Source organism: Streptomyces sp. AC602_WCS936 (assembly GCF_019049125.1).
Lineage (GTDB): Bacteria > Actinomycetota > Actinomycetes > Streptomycetales > Streptomycetaceae > Streptomyces.
This window is the reverse complement of record NZ_JAGMUF010000090.1, coordinates 206896-225494: the sequence shown is the minus strand read 5'-3', so window position 1 is coordinate 225494 and position 18599 is coordinate 206896. Positions and strand designations below refer to the sequence as shown.

Genomic DNA, 18599 nt, shown 5'->3' with positions numbered 1-18599 from the left:
GGCACGCCTGTGGCATGTCTTCATGGATGCCGGTTACGAAGGGAGCCCCTGCCCGCGCGACGAACATTTGGAGGCATATTCCCGGGAGCCCACGCCCCTCAGCCGAAATAGCCTGCCAATGGCAGCTACCATTATGATACGAAAGGGGCACTCAGGTCCAGCATTCGGCGCCCCTTTTTTTGCATTTTCTACTCTACGTCGTCGCCGCCGATCCATTCCTCGGGGACTTCGTCGGGGGGACCGTCTATGTCTCGTCGCCCCATGATCACCGCCCCGTCATGGACCTGGAAGACGAGATCCCCTGCCATGTACATCCCGACCAGTTCAGGGAAGTCATCCCGGGCTATGACCGAGTCGAATAGGTTGGCGATGTGCCGCGCGAACTTTTCGCGTGCCTTTCGCAGATTTTCTTCGTTCATCACTTTTCACTCTCTCTTCGAGTTACGGGCCACGCACGGGTTCCAGCGAGCGTTTTCCGCTAGCAGCCCCCTCTAAGGGGGGCTGGCGGCTAGCGGAATCAGATGCTGATGCCGCTAAGAGGGTTGGCGGAAGCTAGCGGAACCAGCGGAATGGTCGTCGATCTTCGCTGCTGGTCGGATGTACGCTGTGGATTTCCCTCGCCCTGTCCTTTCGAGTTCTCCCTGGTCGCAGCAAGTTTTCAGTGCGGCACGAGCCGTCGATTCCGGCAGATCTGCGAGTTCCGTGATCCTGGCCGTGGTGATCGATTGCATCGGCTCAAGCTGGCGGACAATTAGCAGAACGCGGTCGATGGCAGCCGCCTGTGCCGTCAGCACCTCCGCCCAGTCGGCAGAAACCGGCACCAGCGAACTGCACCGTGTGGGGTCGTGCTCGCCGTCTCCCGGACCGCCGCAGAAGTGCTGCACCCTCAGTCGGATGTTCCAGAAGAAGTCGTCGCGATCGTCCTTCTGCTTCTTGACCGAGAGCTTCGCGTACCGGCACTCCGATCCGGCTCCCGTGGTCTTAGCGAGGTAGAGGACGGTGTCGGCCGCGCCGTACAGCGAACCGTGCCCCCGGAGTACGTCTGTTCCCTTCGTGGTGTGGTGGAGGGTGAGGACGCAGGCCCCGGTTTCCATCCGCAGCGCGTTGACGGCGTCGACGTATGTGCTCATCACCGAGCCGTTCTCTTCGAGCCCCGGGGTCACCCGCGACTGCGTGTCGATGACGACGATGGCGGGGCGAAGGTCCCGGCAGACAGCGATCAGTTCCCTGAGAAAGGGCTCCTCGGTTATGCGTATGGCCATCGTGAGGAAGGTGAACTGGCCGCTGAGCGACCGGCCCGCCATCGCCTCCCACGCACGCTTCCGCTTCGACATGCCAGCGGACCCTTCTGCCGCCACATAGAGGGCAGGGCCTTGCTGTGTCGCAGCGCCGGCGAAGCCGACGCCCACCCCCAGCGCCACGGACGCTGCGAGGTCGAGAGCGACGAACGACTTGTAGCAGCCGGGGTCGCCATAGAGCCACGCAAGCGAGTCCTTTGCCAGCATCGAGGCAACCAGGTATTCGACCTGAATCTCATCTATATCTTCCGCGTCGAGCAGGTTTTCACGGACAGCCTGGGCGACGTCTCCTGCCTTCTCGACGTTGTACAGATCGCGCGCCAGGTCATTAGCCCGGAACTTCATAACATTCTGCTTGACCCTGTCATTCAGCTCCGCGCGCTCTCGCTTATCCTGATTACACTTCTCGATCCTGCAAAGCTCATCAAACACGCGATGATGCTCTGAAGGTACCGCGCTTCGAACCTCTTCTTTACTTTCTTCATTCAGCATGGCCGCATAATTGGCGAGATGGCCTACATAGTTGGGGATTGTCGCTGCTGCTGGCTGACTGAAGGTCGTGACGTAGTCGGCCATCAGCCCTCTCCCTCGGAAGGCATGACGTGAGCGTCTACACCCGCCGTCGCCACAGCTCGAATTGGATCTGCGGCACCGGACACAGCCCCACCGAGTACTGGGCAGCTTTCTTGGTGATTTATGCGGAGGTGCATCACTCCGTCGTCAGCCTCACTGACGCTACTGACATGGCCGCCGCAATGCCCGCATACATAGGCGACAGCCGCCGCAAGGGCAGCCATCCACGAGTTGTCTTCGATCATTTGGTGTCCTCGTTCAGTCGTCCCTCGTGGCCGGGGAAGCCGATCTTCAGTAGCGCCGCAATGCGGCGGACTTGATCGTCGGTGAGTTCCATCTCGGCCAGCGGATTCGGAATCGGGTCAGGCCGCGACTGCTGCGTCGGCATCGTCGGCCCTGAAGAAGACCGCGACATCGCAGCCGAGCGCATCTGCCAGCGCGCACAGACGTGCCACGGTGGGCGTGGTCATGCCGTTCTCGTAGGCGTGGATAGCCGCCCACGGCACCCGGGCATCCTGGGCGAGTTTGTACTTGGACACAGCGCCACGGGCGACGGTGAGTGCCTCTGGCGAGAATTTCTGCGGCATCTGGATGTGCCTCTCTATCGGCCGGATGTATGTAACCGGTCCTGAGAATGGCGCACGGCTCCGCGCACGGAACCGCCAAAAACCACAAACTCTTCGACAGAGTGTGTCTGCATCAGAACGCTGTGTGTCGACTGACTGCCCTTGAGGCACAGGAGCGCAGGTCATCGGTAGAGGCGAAGTCCTTCTCGAAGTCCATGACCAGCACGACGTCGAGAGGTCCGATCTTGAGCTGTCGAAGTCGTTGATGACGAACGGCGCCTTTGGGTAAGTGGGAGCCGCTACGCGGCGAGGGTGACCGGCCGCAGACGCTCGGGCTGGAACGGGTTGCCCCGCGACCGGTCGTGCGGCACCACTTCGTAGCCGTCGGGTACGAGCGTCAGCACCACGTCACGCTTGTCGGCGGGTGTCAGCGCCGCCCAGCCGTCGCGCACGTCCCCGGCCAGCAGACGGCGTAGGGCCCGGGGTGCGGAGGCGCCGACCAGGGCGCGGGAGTCGTGGATGCGCTGCTCGACGATCTTCCGGGCGTTGCGGTACTCGGCCAGGGTGATCTCGCGGCGCGCGAACATGGTCGACAGCTCCACCAACTGCTTCTCGTCCTCAGCCAGTTCGCGGCGGCTCTCCTCGGTGGCCTCGCTGCGGCTGACCGCGTCCAGCCGTTCGAGGACGCGCGGATGGGTCAGCAGACCGAGAACCTGCCGCTCGACTTCCGCCTCTGCCCTGGCCGCATCGACGGCGATCTTCCCGCAGCCCCCGCACTTCGTGGAGCACCAGTACCGGGGGCCGCCGTTGCCCTGGGCGCCGCCGAGGAGGTGACCGCAGGCCTCCCCCTTCTTGTGCGTCGTGCACGGCTTCATGCCGCCGCCGATGCAGCCGCAGTGCAGCGCTCCCGTGAGCCACCTCTGGAGTGTCAGGTCGGCGGTGCCAGCGCGGGCGGCCAGCGTGGCGCATACGGTCTCCCAGACGGGCATGTCGAGGATCGCGGGCCAGGCGGCCGTCACCGGCTGCCCCTGGTCGTCGCGGACGATGTCGCCGTGGAAGGAGCGCAGGCCGGCCACCGACGGCTTGGTGACGACGCTACGGACGCTGCGGGAGTTCCAGGGGGCGCCAGTCACGGTGGGGATCTTCTTGAGGTTCAGCTCGTCGGCCACCCGGCACAGGCTCCAGCCGCCCAGGGTGATCCACTCGGCGACGTCGCGGATGACACTGGCCTCCGTCGGGACGATCTCCCGTCCCTTGCGGGTGTAGCCGTACCCCCTGAAGCCGCCGCCGTTCCACTTTCCCTCTGCCGCCAGCTCCACATGCTTGCGGGCGACTCGGCGCGAGGTGTCCCGGGATGCCTTGTTGGCGACGGCGACCATAACGCGGGCCATGGTCACGTCGGCGTCGTTGGCGAGCCTCAGAGAGCCCGTCACCGACTGGACGGGTATGCGCGGCTCACCTGACTCCACCACGTCGATGAGGTCTTCCAGATCGCGCGGGTCGCGGGCGATGCGGTCGAGGTCGTAGGCGAGCAGCCCGTCACGCTCCCCGGAGGCGAGCCTGTCCAGTGCAGTGCGGAACTTCGGCCGGTAGGTCCGAAGAGCCGTCGTGCCGTCCGGAAGCCTGGTCCTGCGGCGCTTGAATGCGCTCGTGTCGTTCTCGACCAGGACCTCGGCGATGGTCCAGCCCAGGCGAGCGGCCAGCGCACGGCCGTCGTCCTCCTGGCGGCCGACGCCTGCCGCGTCCTCCGCCTTGTCGTCACTGATCCGGACGAGCAGTATTGCCCTTTTTGGACTGTTTGACACGTTCATACATTTAGAGTAGCTCTGTCCATATCGGATCGCCGATACCGTTGACCTCACGCAGCTGGTCGACCGAGCGGAAACCGCCGTTCCTGGTGCGGTAGTCGATGATGTGCTGGGCCAGCACCGGGCCGACGCCCGGAAGGGTGTCGAGCTGGTCGGCGGTCGCCGTGTTGAGGGAAACCGATGCCGCGGGAGCGGCCGGTCCCACCGCCGTGCCGCTCGGGCCGACCACCGCGGGCTGTGCCGGGGCGCCGACGATCACCTGCTCGCCGTCCACGAGGAAGCGGGCGCGGTTCAGGCCGTCGGTCTTCGTGCCGGACCGTACTCCCCCGGCGGCGCGCAGGGCATCCTCGACCCGTGAACCGGCCGGCAGGCGGTGGACCCCGGGCTCGCGCACCTTGCCGCCGACGTCCACCACGATCTCGGCCCCGGCCGTCGCCGGCGCGCTACCCGTGAGCGGGTCGGCGGCCGTCCGACCGTCGGCCGCCTCGCGCTTCTCCCCGGCACCGTAAGCCGCCGCCTCCCGCACCACTTCGGGCGCGGAGACCGGCTGGGTGCGGCCGGTCCAGAAGTGCTGCACGGCGAAGACCGCGGCGACCACGAGCAGGACAGTGAGCGCGACCGCGCTGCGCCGCTCCATCCCGCACCGGGTCTGGAGCCACACCGGCATGCGCTCCCGCAGCGCCTGCCCGGCGCGTTCGCGCCGGGTGAGTGCGCCGGTGTCCGGGACAGTCCCGGCATCTGTGACGTCCCCCGCGTTCGTGGCAGCCCCGGCGTCCGTGAGGGCGACCGGGTCCGGTGCGGTTTCCGCCCTGATCGGCTTCCTTTCCTGCTCAACGCTGGGCGGTCCCTTCCCCGACTCCCCCCGCACACCGGCGCCTTCGCCGAAGATCGCCTCCGCGCGGAGGCGGAGGTCCTCCGGCGGCGGACGGCGGCGCCCGTGTCGTGCGCCTGCGGGTGGACCGGAACGGGAGCGGAGTGCGTGGCGGTGGCGGGAACGGCCGTCCGAGGCCGGTCCGCGGCCCGGGCCGCTGGTCGCGTGCGGTGTACGTGTGCGTGATCGAAGAGCCATGCGACGAGGATGGGGGCACCTCGTCGCCCCGCGATGATCATGCTCGATTCCCGGGGATTACCGACGGGTTGTGGAAAACTCCGGCCCTCACACGAGTGATAGGACGCGTCCCGAGTGACACGCCCCGGGTGACGCGACGCCTCACCGCGACGCGACCACGACCCCCAACAACCCCGGCCCCGTGTGCGCCCCGATCACCGCGCCGACCTCGCTCACATGCAGGTCGGCCAAGTCCGGCACCCGCTCCCGCAGGCGTTCCGCCAGGGCCGATGCCCGGTCGGGCGCGGCGAGATGGTGGACGGCGATGTCGACGGGGGCGCTGCCCGCGCGCTCGGCGACGATCTCCTCCAGCCGGGCGATGGCCCTGGACGCCGTACGGACCTTCTCCAGGGGCTCGATGCGGCCGTCGGCCAGCTGCAACAGGGGTTTCACGGCGAGCGCGGAGCCGAACAGGGCCTGGGCGGCTCCGATCCGGCCGCCCCGGCGCAGGTAGTCGAGGGTGTCGACGTAGAAGTAGGCGGAGGTGCCCGCGGCCCGCTTCTCCGCGGCCGTGACCGCCTCGTCCACGGTGCCGCCCGCCTCCGCCGTCTCCGCCGCGGCGAGCGCGCAGAAGCCGAGGGCCATCGCGATCATGCCGGTGTCCACGACCCGCACCGGCACCGGCGCCTCGCGCGCGGCGACGACGGCCGCGTCGTGGGTGCCGGAGAGCTCCGCGGAGAGGTGGAGGGAGACGATGGCGTCGGCGCCGGAATCGGCGATCCGGCGGTAGGTCTCGGCGAAGAGCTCGGGCGCGGGGCGGGAGGTGGTGACCGGGCGCCGTTTCTGCAGGGCCTGGGCCAGCGAGCGGGTCGAGATCTCGGTGCCCTCTTCCAGTGCCCGGTCGCCGAGGACGACGGTCAGGGGTACCGCGGTGATGCCGTGCCGCTCCATCGTCCGGGCCGGGAGGTAGGCCGTTGAATCCGTGACGATCGCGACATGGCGGGACATGAGCTGGAGGTTACCTGCCGTAGCGCCCATACGGCAGCCCGGCCCCGGTGACCGGCGCCCGCAGGGCTGTGATCAGGTCGTGTTCTCCGGACGGGCGTTCTTCTGCCAGGGGTAGACGGGGCTCGGAGCGGGTGGGGTGATCGCGGGCCGCGCGGGCTCCTCCGCCGGCTCCGGCTGCCGTTCCGGCCGCGGGTCCTTCGGCCAACTCTGCGGGGCGGGCGGGGCGTCGGCGGCCGGGGCCTCGGGCCAGGACGGCGGCGCGGCGGCGGGCTCCGTCTCGGTCCAGTGCCGCAGCGCACCGGCCTCGACGTCGATCTGGGCGCTGAGCGAGTCCAGGTCGTCGTCGGCGAAGCGGCGGGCCCGGTCGCGGGCCGCCCAGCGCAGGGACTCCGCCGACCGGGCGATGCGCTCGGTGCGTTCCCGCAGCTCGGGCAGGCGCTGGGCGAGGGTGGCACGGTCGGGCTCGGACTCCAGGCGCCTGAGCTCACCGTCCAGTTCGAAACCGTGGGCGCTGAGCCGCTCGAAGAGGGCCAGGGACTCCTTGAGGGATTCGTCCTCGGCCACGCCCGCGTGCAGCGCGTCCTGGGTGGCCCGCATCGACGTGCGCAGCGTCAGCCGCAGCTGGGCGAGCTCGGCGGCCGGGCCGACCTGGACGAGGGACTTGGCGCGCAGGGTGTGGTCCTCGACCGTGCGGCGGGCCTGGGTGATGCCGCGGTCCACGCTGCGCTTGGCGGCGCCGACGGCCTTCACCGTGGCGTAGACGCCGAGCACGACGGCGAGCAGGAAGAGCAGGGCGAAGACTGTGATGGCTGCTTCCACGAAGCTCCTCCTCCGAGCGTCCGGCCCGCCGGACGGCAGACCGGCAGGCCGCGGCACTCTCCGCGCCGCTCTTCCACGGTAAACGCAGCGGGCAGGCCCCAGGTTCCGACAGAACCCCGAACCTGCCCGCACACATCCCTGAAACGGCCCGTAGGGGACTACCCCGGACTCAGCTCCGCCCGACTCACGCCGGAACGATGTTCACCAGCTTCGGCGCCCGCACGATCACCTTCCGGATCCCGGCGCCGCCCAGCGCGGCCACGACCTTCTCGTCCGCCAGCGCCGCCTTCTCCAGGTCCTCGTCGGAGACGGACGGGGAGACCTCCAGGCGTGCCTTGACCTTGCCCTTGATCTGGACGACGCAGGTCACGGTCTCGTCGACCACGTACGCCGGGTCGGCCACCGGGAAGTCCTGGTGGACGACCGAGCCGGTGTGGCCCAGCTTGCGCCACAGTTCCTCGGCGACGTGCGGGGCCAGCGGCGCGACCAGCAGCACCAGGCGCTCGGCGACCGTGCGCGGGACGGGGCCGCCCACCTTGGTCAGGTGGTTGTTCAGCTCGGTGACCTTGGCGATCGCGGTGTTGAACCGCATGCCCTCCAGGTCCTGCCGCACGCCGTCGATGGCCTTGTGCAGGGCGCGCAGGGTGTCCTCGTCGGGCTCCGCGTCCGCCACCGTAACCTCACCGGTGGTCTCGTCCACGACGTTGCGCCACAGCCGCTGCAGCAGCCGGAACTGGCCGACCACCGCGCGGGTGTCCCAGGGGCGGGAGACGTCCAGCGGGCCCATGGCCATCTCGTACAGGCGCAGGGTGTCGGCGCCGTACTCGGCGCAGATCTCGTCGGGGGTGACCGCGTTCTTCAGGGACTTGCCCATCTTGCCCAGCAGCCGGGAGACCTTCTCGCCCTGGTAGAAGTACGCCCCGTCGCGCTCCTCGACCTCGGCGGCGGGTACGGCGATGCCGCGCGCGTCGCGGTAGACGTACGCCTGGATCATGCCCTGGTTGAACAGCTTGTGGAACGGTTCGGCCGAGGAGACGTGCCCCAGGTCGAACAGGACCTTGGACCAGAAGCGGGCGTACAGCAGGTGCAGCACGGCGTGCTCGGCACCGCCGACGTACAGGTCGACGCCGCCGTGCGGCAGGCCCTCGCGCGGGCCCATCCAGTACTGCTCGATCTCGGGGTCGACCAGCTTCTCACTGTTGTGCGGGTCCAGGTAGCGCAGCTCGTACCAGCAGGAGCCGGCCCAGTTGGGCATGGTGTTGGTCTCGCGCCGGTACTTGCGCGGGCCGCGGCCGTCGCCCAAGTCCAGGGTGACGTGGACCCAGTCGTCGTTGCGGGACAGCGGGGTCTCGGGCCGGGTGTCGGCGTCGTCGGGGTCGAAGGTGCGCGGGGAGTAGTCCTCGACCTCAGGCAGCTCCAGGGGCAGCATCGACTCGGGCAGGGCGTGGGCGATGCCGTCCTCGTCGTAGACGATCGGGAAGGGCTCGCCCCAGTAGCGCTGGCGGCTGAACAGCCAGTCGCGCAGGCGGAAGTTGACGGTGCCCCGGCCGGTGCCGGAGCGTTCCAGCCACTCGGTGACGCGGGCCTTGGCCTCGACGACGCCCAGGCCGTCCAGGGAGACGTCCGAACCGGTGGAGTTGACGATCTTCGCGTCGTACGAGGCGAACGCCTCGTCCCAGGTCGACGTGTCGGTGCCCCGGCCGTCGGTCGGCTCGACGACGCAGCGGATCGGCAGCTCGAAGGCGCGCGCGAACTCGAAGTCACGGGTGTCGTGCGCCGGGACCGCCATGATCGCGCCGGTGCCGTACCCCATCAGCACGTAGTCGGCGATGAAGACCGGGACCCGCTCGCCGTTGACCGGGTTGGTGGCGTACGCGCCGATGAAGACGCCGGTCTTGTCCTTGGCCTCGGCCTGCCGCTCGACGTCGGACTTCGAGGCGGCCTGCGCGCGGTAGGCGGCGACGGCCTCGGTCGGGGTGGCGTGGGAGCCAGTCCAGGCGTCGTGGGTGCCCTCGGGCCAGGCGGCCGGGGTGAACTTCTCGACCAGCGGGTGCTCGGGCGCCAGCACCATGTAGGTGGCGCCGAACAGGGTGTCGGGACGGGTGGTGAAGACGGTGATGTTCTCGCCGTCGATCGGGAAGTCGACGCGGGCGCCCTCGGAGCGGCCGATCCAGTTGCGCTGCTGCAGCTTGATGGCCTCGGGCCAGTCCAGCTCGTCCAGGTCGTCCAGCAGCCGGTCGGCGTAGGCCGTGATCCGCATGTTCCACTGGCGCAGCTTGGACTTGAAGACGGGGAAGTTGCCGCGCTCGGAGCGGCCGTCGGCGGTGACCTCCTCGTTGGCCAGCACGGTGCCCAGGCCGGGGCACCAGTTGACGGGCGCGTCGGAGGCGTAGGCCAGGCGGTACTCGCCCAGGACGTCGGCGCGCTCGCCCTCGGTCAGCTCGTCCCAGGAGCGGTCGCCGCGGACGGCGCGCTCACCGGACTCGAACTGGGCGACCAGCTCGGAGATCGGGCGGGCCTTCCTCGCCTCGTCGTCGTACCAGGAGTTGAAGATCTGCAGGAAGATCCACTGCGTCCACTTGTAGTACTCCGGGTCGATCGTGGCGAACGACCGGCGGTTGTCGTGGCCCAGGCCCAGCCGGCGCAGCTGGCTCTGCATGTTCTTGATGTTGGCCTCGGTGGACACGCGCGGGTGCGTGCCGGTCTGCACGGCGTACTGCTCGGCGGGCAGACCGAAGGCGTCGAAGCCCAGGGTGTGCAGGACGTTGTGGCCGGTCATCCGCTGGAAGCGGGCGAAGACGTCGGTGGCGATGTAGCCCAAGGGGTGGCCGACGTGCAGGCCCGCGCCCGAGGGGTACGGGAACATGTCCATGATGAACTTCTTGGGCCTGGCGACCAGCTCCGGGTCGCCCGCCAGGTCACCCTTGGGGTTCGGCGCGGCGTACGTCCCCTCGGCGTCCCAGAAGTCCTGCCAGCGTGCCTCGATCTCGGCGGCCATGGCCGCCGTGTAGCGGTGCGGCGCGGCGTCCGCCGTCACGGGGGCGGTCGCCGCGGGGTTCGTCTCGCTCATGATCCTCAAAGCTCCATCGATCGTCTCTGCCAGCGGCTGCGACCTTCAAGACCAGCGGCTGCGATTGCCGGGAAATGAAAAATCCCCTCGCACAGGAGGGGACGCCGCGCCGATTCCGACCGCCGGAACGGGACCGGGGTCGGGACTGATCAGCGCGGCTCGCTAAGCAGAAGGCGTACGGCACGCATGGCGTCAGGGTACCGCAGTCGCCGCGCGGGCCGCGACGGGCTTCCGGCCAACCCGAACCTGAACCAAGGTCAAAGGTTACTTCGCGTAACGACCACTAAGGGGACAACGCCACGAGTGCATTGTCGTTTGATAACAACGCAATAACTCAAACCTCGTACTCACGGGTATGGCGCCACTTAGAGTGCGGCAGCGGGACCGCTTTCCCGAACCGCTCGGAGTCGCCCCCATGAACCCTCCTCCTCTGATCCACCCAGGCAGCGCCTGCTCGCCACCTCCCCGCACCTCCCTGACGCGGGGTGGTCTGCCGTGGTGACGAACGACAGCACGGTGGACGACACCTTCGCCGAGTTCCTCAACTTCGGCGCCGGTGTCCTCTCCCTCGTCCTCCTCAGCTGCTCCGTCATCTGGGGGCTGGTCGCCCAGGACCGGATCGTCCTCGACGCCCGCCGACGCATCCTGGCCCAGGCGGTGCACCGGACCACCGCCGTCGCCTCGGTGGTGTTCCTGCTGGTGCACATCGGGGTCAAGCTGGCCCTGGACCACACCACCTGGGTCGCCGCGGTGATCCCCTTCGGGCTGCTGGCCACGGACGACGAGGCCTTCGGCGGCCGGTCCGTGCTCATCGGCTTCGGCACCCTGGCCAGCATGCTCATGCTCTTCGTGGGCGTCACCGGCGCCCTGCGCAACCGCTTCGCCGCCCCGGCGCCGGTGGCCTCGCGCTGGCGGGCCATGCACATGCTGGCCTACCCGGCGTGGTGCCTGGCCCTGCTGCACGGGCTCTACGCGGGTCGCGCGGCGAAACCGCTGTTCACGGTCCTGTACGCACTGTCCGTACTCGGTGTCATGGCGGCCCTGGCGCTGCGCGCGGCGCCCCGCCCGGTCAAGCGCAGGGTCGCCGCCCGGATCGCCGTCCTCCTCGGCACCGAGGAGCGGGTGGCCCGCGAGGAACTGGAGGAGAGCCGGTCCCGGGCCACGGCCGCCGCGCTGCCCGGCTACGGGAGCCGGGCGGCGTCCCGGACGCGCGGAGGCTCCCCGTCCGCACCGCTGTACGAGCCCGCGGAACGCCTCACGGCACCGGAACCGGCGGGCGGCTTCGCGGCCGCCTACCGCGCGGTGTCCAACCCGTCGGGCGGACGGCGCAGGCCGCTGTCGGCCGACTCGGCCGCGTCCGACCCGCTGCCGCCGGACATGCGGCCCACCGAGGCGATGCCCTTCGTGGACGGCGGCGGCAGCACGTCGGGAAGCTGGCCGGTGCCCTCGCCGCCCCCGGTCGGGGAGGCACCCCCGTCGGCGTACGACCCGCTCAACGACACCGGACACACCATCCCGGTCTACGGCGGCCCGGACACCACCGTCCAGTCGCCGGGCTACGGCCACTCGTCGGGCTACGGCTCGAGTGACGTGTACGACACCGGTGAGACGAACGCCGTGTACGACACGTACTACCCCAACGACACGTACAACAGCGGTCCCGCAACCGAACCAAACCCCGGTGCGCCCTCGACGTCCCACGACTTCGACGCACCGGGTTCGGGCGAACCTTGGAACGCGCCCTCCGGAGGCTTTAAGTGAACGAGGCCCTGCCCGACGTCCCCGAAGTCCGCGTGGTCGGTCTTCCCCAGCTCACGTCGGGCTTCGACCTTGTCGAGCGCCTGGATCTTCCCATGCACCTCAAGGTGCACGGGCCGCTCGAACCGATGGGCGGGGAGCAGCTCGCGCAGCTCTCCGAACGCATCAACCTGAAGGGCCGCGGCGGCGCGGGCTTCCCCTTCCACAAGAAGCTGCGCTCGGTCGCCGAGTCCGCCATCAAGCGCGGCGTGCGGCCGGTCGTGGTCGTCAACGGCAGCGAGGACGAACCGGCCTGCCGCAAGGACACGGTGCTGATCAACCGTGCCCCGCACCTGATCCTGGACGGCGCGCTGCTGTGCGCCGAGGCGATGGGCGCCCGCACCCTCGTCATCGGCGTCACCCGTGAGTCCACCCAGCGCTCCATGGAGGCGGCCCTCGCCGAACGCGGCCTGAGCAACGGACGCCGGTCCGCCCTGCGCGCACGCGTGCAGCGCAACCCGGTGCGCATGGTCACCGGCGCGGCGGCCTCGCTGATCCGCTCCATCGACGGCGGCCCGGCGATCCCGCCCGGCCGCAAGGTCAGCGCCTCCAAAAGCGGCGTGGGCGGCGCACCGACCCTGCTGTCCAACGCCGAGACCTTCGCGCAGCTCGCGATCGCCGCCCGCATCGGACCGGAGCGCTACGGCAACACCGGCCTGTACGACGAGCCGGGCACCGTCATGCTCACCGTCTCCGGGGCGGTCGCCCGGCCGATGGTGATCGAGGTGCCGACGGGCGTGCCGCTGCGCTACGTCCTCCAGCTGGCCGGCGCCCCGCCGGTGCCGCAGGGAGTGCTGACCGGCGGCTACCACGGCAAGTGGATCGACGCGGCGAGCGTCGACGAGGCGATCGTCTCCCGCAACTCGCTGCAGCAGGTGGGCGGTTCGCTCGGCGCGGGCGCGATCCTGCCGATCGGTCAGGACACCTGCCCGCTGGGCGAGTCGCTGCGGGTGGCGCAGTGGCTGGCACAGGAGAGCGCGGGCCAGTGCGGCCCCTGCTACCTCGGTCTGCCGGCCGCCGCGCGGGGCCTGGAGGACATCCTGAACGGCGGCGGCCCGGCCGCCCTGGAGGCGGTCAAGCAGGTCGCGCGGAACGTGAAGCGGCGCGGCGCCTGCTCGCACCCGGACGGCTCGGCGATGTTCCTGGAGTCGACGGTCAAGGCGTTCACGGACGACCTCGCCGCCCACGTCCTCGGCAACGGCTGCGGACGGGCCGTGGAGGGTGTTCTGCCCCTCCTGGAGGGCGGGGGGACCCCTACGGGCATCCCGGGCGGTGACGGGGAGAACGGGCCCAGCCGGCAGAAGATCTACGTGGACTGGACACTGTGCCGGGGCCACGGGCTGTGCGCGGACGTCCTCCCGGAGGTCTTCCAGCTCGGCGCCGACGGCTTCCCGACGGTCGCACAGGCCGACGTGCCGCGTTTCGCGGAGGCCAAGGCCGTGCGCGCGGTGCGCCGCTGTCCGGCGCTCGCGCTGCGCATCGAGGGGGACACCCGGGCACAGGCCGCCCCGTCCTCGCGGACGAACCTGCCGGTCCTCTCTCCGGGCCGGGGCCGCCGGGCGCTGGGCCGCTGAACACGCGGCTGACATGAGGAAACCCCCGGATCGATGATCCGGGGGTTTCCCTGTTTCCTGTGGAGCTAAGGAGAATTGAACTCCTGACCTCCTGCATGCCATGCAGGCGCTCTACCAACTGAGCTATAGCCCCTTGCTTCGCTCCGCCCGGTTTCCCCGGCGGCGACGCCAACATTACACGGTCGACCGGGCACAACACCAAATCGTTTCCGTTTCGCCCGATTTGCCCGCGTACAGTACCGCTACGCGGGTCCGCTACGCCGTGACGAACGAGTAGAACCGCTTGAGTGTGCAGTGCTCCTCCAGGAGCCGGCCGTAGATCGGCTCGCCCTCGAGTTCGCGGTACGTCTCGATCGGGTCGCCCTTTATGATCAGCGCCCGCGCGCACTCCTCGCACCAGTACTGGTAGTCCGGGTTCACCGGCTCCATGTCCCGCACGATCGGCGTGCCGCTGCCGCACCAGTCGCACTTCCGCCTGTGTGCACCCATCGATCAGCTCCAGCTGTGGCCGCAGGCCGTGCACACGTACGAGATTCCGCCGTTGTCCCCGAGGACCTGGGCCACGTGCCCGGAACCGCAGGAGGGGCAGAGGAGACGAGTGGCCGTGTTCCGTGTCACCGCTGAGCCGAGGAGGTGACCGACCTCCTCGATGACGCTCGCAGGCATCGCCACTCCCTCCCGTCGGGTCGCGGTCCCCTTCCGGCCGTTTGATTCTGCCACGAGCGGGCCAATACGGTCAGCGACGCCTCAGTACCAGTCCGGACACGGAGTTCCACCGAGGTATACGCCTGTGGGACGCGTGTTGCTCAAGCGGAAGCAAACGAAAAATCCCGCCCCCCGAGGGGGACGGGATTCGTCCGTGGGCTGTGGAGCTAAGGAGAATTGAACTCCTGACCTCCTGCATGCCATGCAGGCGCTCTACCAACTGAGCTATAGCCCCTTGCTGCCACCCGGCCGGAGCCGTGTGGTGTTTCGTCCCGCTCGGCGGGGCGAACAAGAAGAACTTTAGCCTGCGACCTGCCGGAAAGTGAAATCCGGGTCCCGGGTCCGTCCGGAGCCCGCTCCCCGGCCGCTCAGTCGTCGTCGCCGAGCACCGGTTCCGGCAGGGTGCCGGCGTTGTGCTCCAGCAGGCGCCAGCCCCGGGCGCCCTCTCCCAGGACGGACCAGCAGCAGTTGGTGAGGCCGCCGAGGCTCTCCCAGCTGTGCGGCTCCAGACCGAGCAGGCGGCCGATCGTGGTGCGGATCGTGCCGCCGTGGCTGACCACGACGAGAGTGCCGTCCTCGGCGAGCTTCTCGGCGTGCCGGAGCACGACGGGGGCGGCTCGGTCGGCGACCTCGGTCTCCAGTTCGCCGCCGCCGCGGCGGACCGGTTCGCCGCGCTTCCACGCCGCGTACTCCTCGCCGTGCCGGGCGATGATCTCGTCGTGGGTCAGGCCCTGCCAGACGCCCGCGTAGGTCTCCCGCAGGCCCTCCTCCAGGGTCACGTCCAGGCCGGTGAGCGCCGCCAGCTCCGCGGCCGTGTTCGCGGCGCGCGCGAGGTCGGAGGCGACGATCGCGTCGGGCTTGAGGTGCACCAGGAGCCGGGCGGCGCGCCGGGCCTGGGCGACGCCGGTCCCGGTGAGCTCGACGTCGGTGGTGCCCTGGAAGCGGCGCTCCACGTTCCACGAGGTCTGGCCGTGCCGCCACAGGATGACGCGCCGGCCGCGGCCGGGCCGGCCGGCCGTCACCTCGCCGGTGGCGCTCACCGCCAGTCCCCGTCGGTCTCCGTCGCCTCCTCGGCGGCCTGGCGCTCGGCGTGCTCCTGGGCCTTGCCGCGGGTCTCCTTGGCGTCGGCGGGCAGCTCCAGCTCGGGGCAGTCCTTCCACAGCCGCTCCAGGGCGTAGAAGACGCGCTCCTCGCTGTGCTGGACGTGGACGACGATGTCGACGTAGTCGAGCAGGACCCAGCGGGCCTCGCGGTCGCCCTCGCGGCGCACCGGCTTGGCGCCGAGTTCCTTGTTGAGCCGTTCCTCGATCTCGTCGACGATCGACTTGACCTGGCGGTCGTTGGGCGCGGAGGCCAGCAGGAAGGCGTCCGTGATCGACAGCACGTCGCTGACGTCGTAGGCGATGACGTCGTGCGCGAGCTTGTCGGCTGCCGCCTGGGCGGCGGTGTTGATGAGTTCGATGGATCGGTCGGTCGCGGTCACTGCGTGGCTTTCGGTCGGCGGTCGATTGACCTCAAGGGTCTCACGACCGCCGACGGCGGCCCACGCGATAAACGTCGGCCCCCTACGACGCCGGTTCGTAGTCCTGGCCGAGCACCACCGAGACCCTGGCGTTGGCGGAGACCTCGCCCTGCTCGACCGCGTCGGCGGACAGGCCCAGGGTTTTGGCGACCTGGACGGCGTTCTCCTTGTCGGCGGCCTCGGCGTAGACCACCTCCGACGCCGCCTGGGTACCGGATGCGGTGCCGCCGGACAGGAAGGTGAAGCCGCCGTTGAGGAGGGTGACGCGGGCCTTGGCGGTGCGGTCCTCGTCGCCGGTGGCGTTGCGGACCGAGACGCTGACCGCGGCGTCCTGGTCGGGGCTCTTGGCGGTGCCGCCGAGGACGTCCTTGACGACGCCGTCGGCGGCCTCGGCGCTGAGCCTGCCGTCGTCCTGGACGGGCAGCAGCTCGGTCTTGAAGTCGCCGCCCTTGGCGAGGTCGGAGAGCCCGGCGAGGAAGGAGCCGAGGTCCTTCTCGGTCAGCGGCGGGTCGAGGATCAGCCCGAGGGTCTGGACGGTGGTCGTCGCGGCCTGCGGATCGGAGGACAGCTTGCGCAGCACGCCCTGCATGACCTGCCCGAACCGTTGCAGCTGGGCGTCGGCCTCCTCGCCGGAGCCCTGGTAGGTGGCGTAGGCGACGGCCATCTTCCCGCTGAGGGTCTGCGCCTCGCCCTTGTGGACGAGGGGTGCGGCGCCCTTGTCCTTGGCGTCCGGGTCGGGGACGTCGGTGTCGGTGTCGACCTCGATGTTGCCGACCAGGTCGACCAGGATCTGGAGGTAGGGCGTGTCCAGGCGCCAGGTGCCCTCGATGTCGGTGCCGAGGACCGTGTCGAGCGCGGTGCGGGTCGCGTCGGGGCCGGCCTCGTCGACGGACTTCGCGAGGGTGGTGGCGGTGCCGTCGTCGGCGGTCAGGGCGAGGGTGTTGGGGAGCAGGACGGCGGTGCCCTGCTTGGCGGTGGTGTTGTCGACGAGCAGCGCGGTGGAGGTGCCGCCACCGTCGGTGTCGTGCAGGTGGACGGCGATCACGTCGCGCTTCTGGGCGCCCGCCGCCGTCGTACCGCCCGTCTTGTCGTCCGAGGAGGACGTGCCGGGCAGCTTCCCGGCGTACCAGAGGTAGCCGACGCCGCCGACCGCGACCAGCGCCAGGACGACGACCAGGGCGACGATCCGCGCGCGGGCGCGGCGCCGGGCCTCCTCGCGGCGTTCGGTGCGGTTCTCCGTGAACTTCATCCAGTCGATGACGTCCTCGGAGTCGTCGGTGGGCTCCTCGACGAAGGCGAACTGCTCGGTGCGGTACTCCCGGTCGTCCCGGTCGGGTTCGGCGCTCTCGGCGGTGGGCTCCGGTTCGTCGGGCGGGCCCGCCTGCTGCGGGATGTGCGCGGTCTGCGCGGTCTGCGCGGTCTGTTCGGCGACCCGGGGCTGCGGGGTGCCGGCGGCCGCCTGGCCGTAGGGGTCGTACGGGTTGCGGGTGTTGTGGGGGTCGTACGGCTGCTGACCGGTGTCCCAGCCCGGCTGGGAGCCGTAGGGGTCGTAGGGCTGCTGACCGCCGCCCGCGTACGGGTCGTAGCCGTAGCCCTGGTGGTCCGGGGGGTTCGGGTGGCTCTGCTGGTCATACGCGGCCTGGTGCTGCCCGTACGGGTCGTAGGGGTCGTACGCCTGCTGACCGCCTGCCTGGGACGGGGCCTGGCCCTGAGCCTGGGCCTGGCGGTACACGGGCTGCCCGTACTCGTCGTAACCGACGATCTCGTACTGGTCGCCGCCGCCGTATCCCGCGTCGTATCCGTCGTTCACCGGTGCCCCTCTCGGCTCACTCGCCGCGGTACAGCTGGCGCTTGTCGATGTAGCGCACGACTCCGTCCGGCACCAGGTACCAGACGGGGTCGCCCTTGGCGACTCTCGCACGGCAGTCCGTGGAGGAGATGGCGAGGGCGGGGACCTCGACCAGCGATACGCCGCCCTTGGGGAGTCCGGCGTCCGTCAGCGTGTGACCGGGCCGGGTGACGCCGATGAAGTGGGCGAGGGAGAACAGTTCCTCGCTGTCGCGCCAGGTCAGGATCTGAGCGAGGGCGTCGGCGCCGGTGATGAAGAACAGGTCGGCGTCCGGGTTGAGCGCGCGCAGGTCGCGCAGGGTGTCCACGGTGTAGGTAGGACCGCCGCGGTCGATGTCGATGCGGCTCACGGAGAACTGCGGGTTCTCGACGGTCGCCACGACCGTCATCAGGTACCGGTCCTCGGCGGCGGAGACCGTGCGGTGGCTCTTCTGCCAGGGCTGCCCGGTGGGTACGAACACCACCTCGTCGAGGTGGAACTGCGCGGCGACCTCGCTGGCCGCCACGAGGTGGCCGTGGTGGATCGGGTCGAAGGTGCCGCCCATGACGCCGAGGCGGCGCTTGCCCGAGGGCGCCGGGCCGGTGCCCCGGCCGGTGGCGCGGGCGGGCACCGCGCGGTTGTGCGTGCCGTGCGCCGGCGCGTGCGCCGGACCGGTAGGCATGTCCTGCTCTCCCATGCGTGCAGACCCTACCGGCCCGGCGTGACGGCTCCTGCCGGGCCCACGGGCTGGGGACACACGGCCCCCGCGCTCAGCGGTCGCGGTTGAACCGGGTGGTGATCCACAGCAGGATCATCAGGATGACGAACGCGCCGATGCCGGTGAGGTAGGGGCTGAGACTCTCGTGGTTGCCGCCGTGTCCCTCGCCACCCTCGGAGGCGAGGGTCACGATCTGGGCAGCGGTGCTGTGGAAGCTCATCTTCGGCAGGACCTATCCGGTGTGGGCGGAATAAAGACGTCGCCT

At 69.9% G+C, this 18599-nt stretch carries 16 protein-coding genes and 2 tRNA genes; 2 read left to right on the top strand and 16 right to left on the bottom strand.

Annotated features, from left to right (window positions below; all coding sequences use genetic code 11):
- Positions 1-188: 188 nt before the first annotated feature.
- The 8 genes from KUM03_RS26335 to leuS all read right to left on the bottom strand — a co-directional run bounded on the left by KUM03_RS26335 (position 189) and on the right by leuS (position 10190).
- Positions 189-419, bottom strand: a complete 231-nt coding sequence (locus KUM03_RS26335; protein ID WP_217251909.1) for a hypothetical protein — start codon at positions 417-419, stop codon at positions 189-191.
- A gap of 114 nt (positions 420-533) precedes the next feature.
- Complete coding sequence (locus KUM03_RS26330; protein WP_217251907.1) at positions 534-1874, bottom strand: AAA family ATPase; 1341 nt, start codon at positions 1872-1874, stop codon at positions 534-536.
- Between the two features lie 359 nt (positions 1875-2233).
- Positions 2234-2458, bottom strand: coding sequence for a helix-turn-helix domain-containing protein (locus tag KUM03_RS26325; RefSeq protein WP_217251905.1), 225 nt, complete (start codon positions 2456-2458; stop codon positions 2234-2236).
- A gap of 278 nt (positions 2459-2736) precedes the next feature.
- Entirely contained in the window at positions 2737-4248 is a 1512-nt protein-coding gene (locus KUM03_RS26320; protein ID WP_217251903.1) for a recombinase family protein, read from the bottom strand.
- 4 nt (positions 4249-4252) lie between these two features.
- Positions 4253-5314 carry a ComEA family DNA-binding protein gene (locus KUM03_RS26315; protein WP_217251901.1) on the bottom strand — a complete coding sequence of 354 codons (1062 nt, stop codon included), beginning with the start codon at positions 5312-5314 and terminating at the stop codon, positions 4253-4255.
- 141 nt (positions 5315-5455) lie between these two features.
- Complete coding sequence (locus tag KUM03_RS26310; protein ID WP_217251899.1) at positions 5456-6301, bottom strand: DegV family protein; 846 nt, start codon at positions 6299-6301, stop codon at positions 5456-5458.
- Positions 6302-6373: 72 nt separating this feature from the next.
- The gene (locus tag KUM03_RS26305; RefSeq protein ID WP_217251897.1) at positions 6374-7120 is read right to left on the bottom strand and encodes a hypothetical protein; all 747 of its coding nucleotides are present in this window, start codon (positions 7118-7120) and stop codon (positions 6374-6376) included.
- 184 nt (positions 7121-7304) lie between these two features.
- Entirely contained in the window at positions 7305-10190 is a 2886-nt protein-coding gene (gene leuS / locus KUM03_RS26300) for a leucine--tRNA ligase (RefSeq protein WP_217251895.1), read from the bottom strand.
- A 495-nt stretch (positions 10191-10685) separates the two neighbouring features.
- On the opposite strand from leuS, the gene KUM03_RS26295 reads away from it, so the two are divergent.
- Together KUM03_RS26295 and KUM03_RS26290 are read left to right on the top strand one after the other, a co-directional pair.
- Positions 10686-11951, top strand: coding sequence for a ferric reductase-like transmembrane domain-containing protein (locus KUM03_RS26295; protein WP_217251893.1), 1266 nt, complete (start codon positions 10686-10688; stop codon positions 11949-11951).
- On the top strand, positions 11948-13561 hold the full coding sequence (locus tag KUM03_RS26290) for an NADH-quinone oxidoreductase subunit NuoF family protein (RefSeq protein WP_217251890.1): 1614 nt from the start codon (positions 11948-11950) through the stop codon (positions 13559-13561). The genes KUM03_RS26295 and KUM03_RS26290 overlap by 4 nt, the downstream gene beginning before the upstream one ends.
- A 60-nt stretch (positions 13562-13621) precedes the next feature.
- Here KUM03_RS26290 and KUM03_RS26285 read toward each other — a convergent pair.
- The 8 genes from KUM03_RS26285 to KUM03_RS26250 form a co-directional block, all read right to left on the bottom strand.
- Positions 13622-13694: transfer RNA gene (locus KUM03_RS26285), tRNA-Ala, on the bottom strand.
- A gap of 122 nt (positions 13695-13816) precedes the next feature.
- Positions 13817-14050, bottom strand: coding sequence for a hypothetical protein (locus tag KUM03_RS26280; protein WP_003976229.1), 234 nt, complete (start codon positions 14048-14050; stop codon positions 13817-13819).
- A gap of 378 nt (positions 14051-14428) precedes the next feature.
- A tRNA-Ala gene (locus KUM03_RS26275) sits at positions 14429-14501 on the bottom strand.
- A 133-nt stretch (positions 14502-14634) separates the two neighbouring features.
- Positions 14635-15306 carry a histidine phosphatase family protein gene (locus KUM03_RS26270; RefSeq protein ID WP_308406420.1) on the bottom strand — a complete coding sequence of 224 codons (672 nt, stop codon included), beginning with the start codon at positions 15304-15306 and terminating at the stop codon, positions 14635-14637.
- A complete protein-coding gene (rsfS, locus tag KUM03_RS26265) occupies positions 15303-15749 on the bottom strand; it encodes a ribosome silencing factor (protein ID WP_217251888.1) in 447 nt (148 codons plus the stop codon). The genes KUM03_RS26270 and rsfS overlap by 4 nt, the downstream gene beginning before the upstream one ends.
- An 82-nt stretch (positions 15750-15831) precedes the next feature.
- Entirely contained in the window at positions 15832-17598 is a 1767-nt protein-coding gene (locus tag KUM03_RS26260; protein WP_217251886.1) for an LCP family protein, read from the bottom strand.
- A gap of 16 nt (positions 17599-17614) precedes the next feature.
- Positions 17615-18313 (bottom strand): nicotinate-nucleotide adenylyltransferase, encoded by a 699-nt coding sequence (gene nadD / locus KUM03_RS26255; RefSeq protein WP_217251884.1) that lies wholly within the window; start codon positions 18311-18313, stop codon positions 17615-17617.
- Positions 18314-18386: 73 nt separating this feature from the next.
- A complete protein-coding gene (locus tag KUM03_RS26250) occupies positions 18387-18554 on the bottom strand; it encodes a hypothetical protein (protein ID WP_217251882.1) in 168 nt (55 codons plus the stop codon).
- Positions 18555-18599 lie beyond the last annotated feature (45 nt).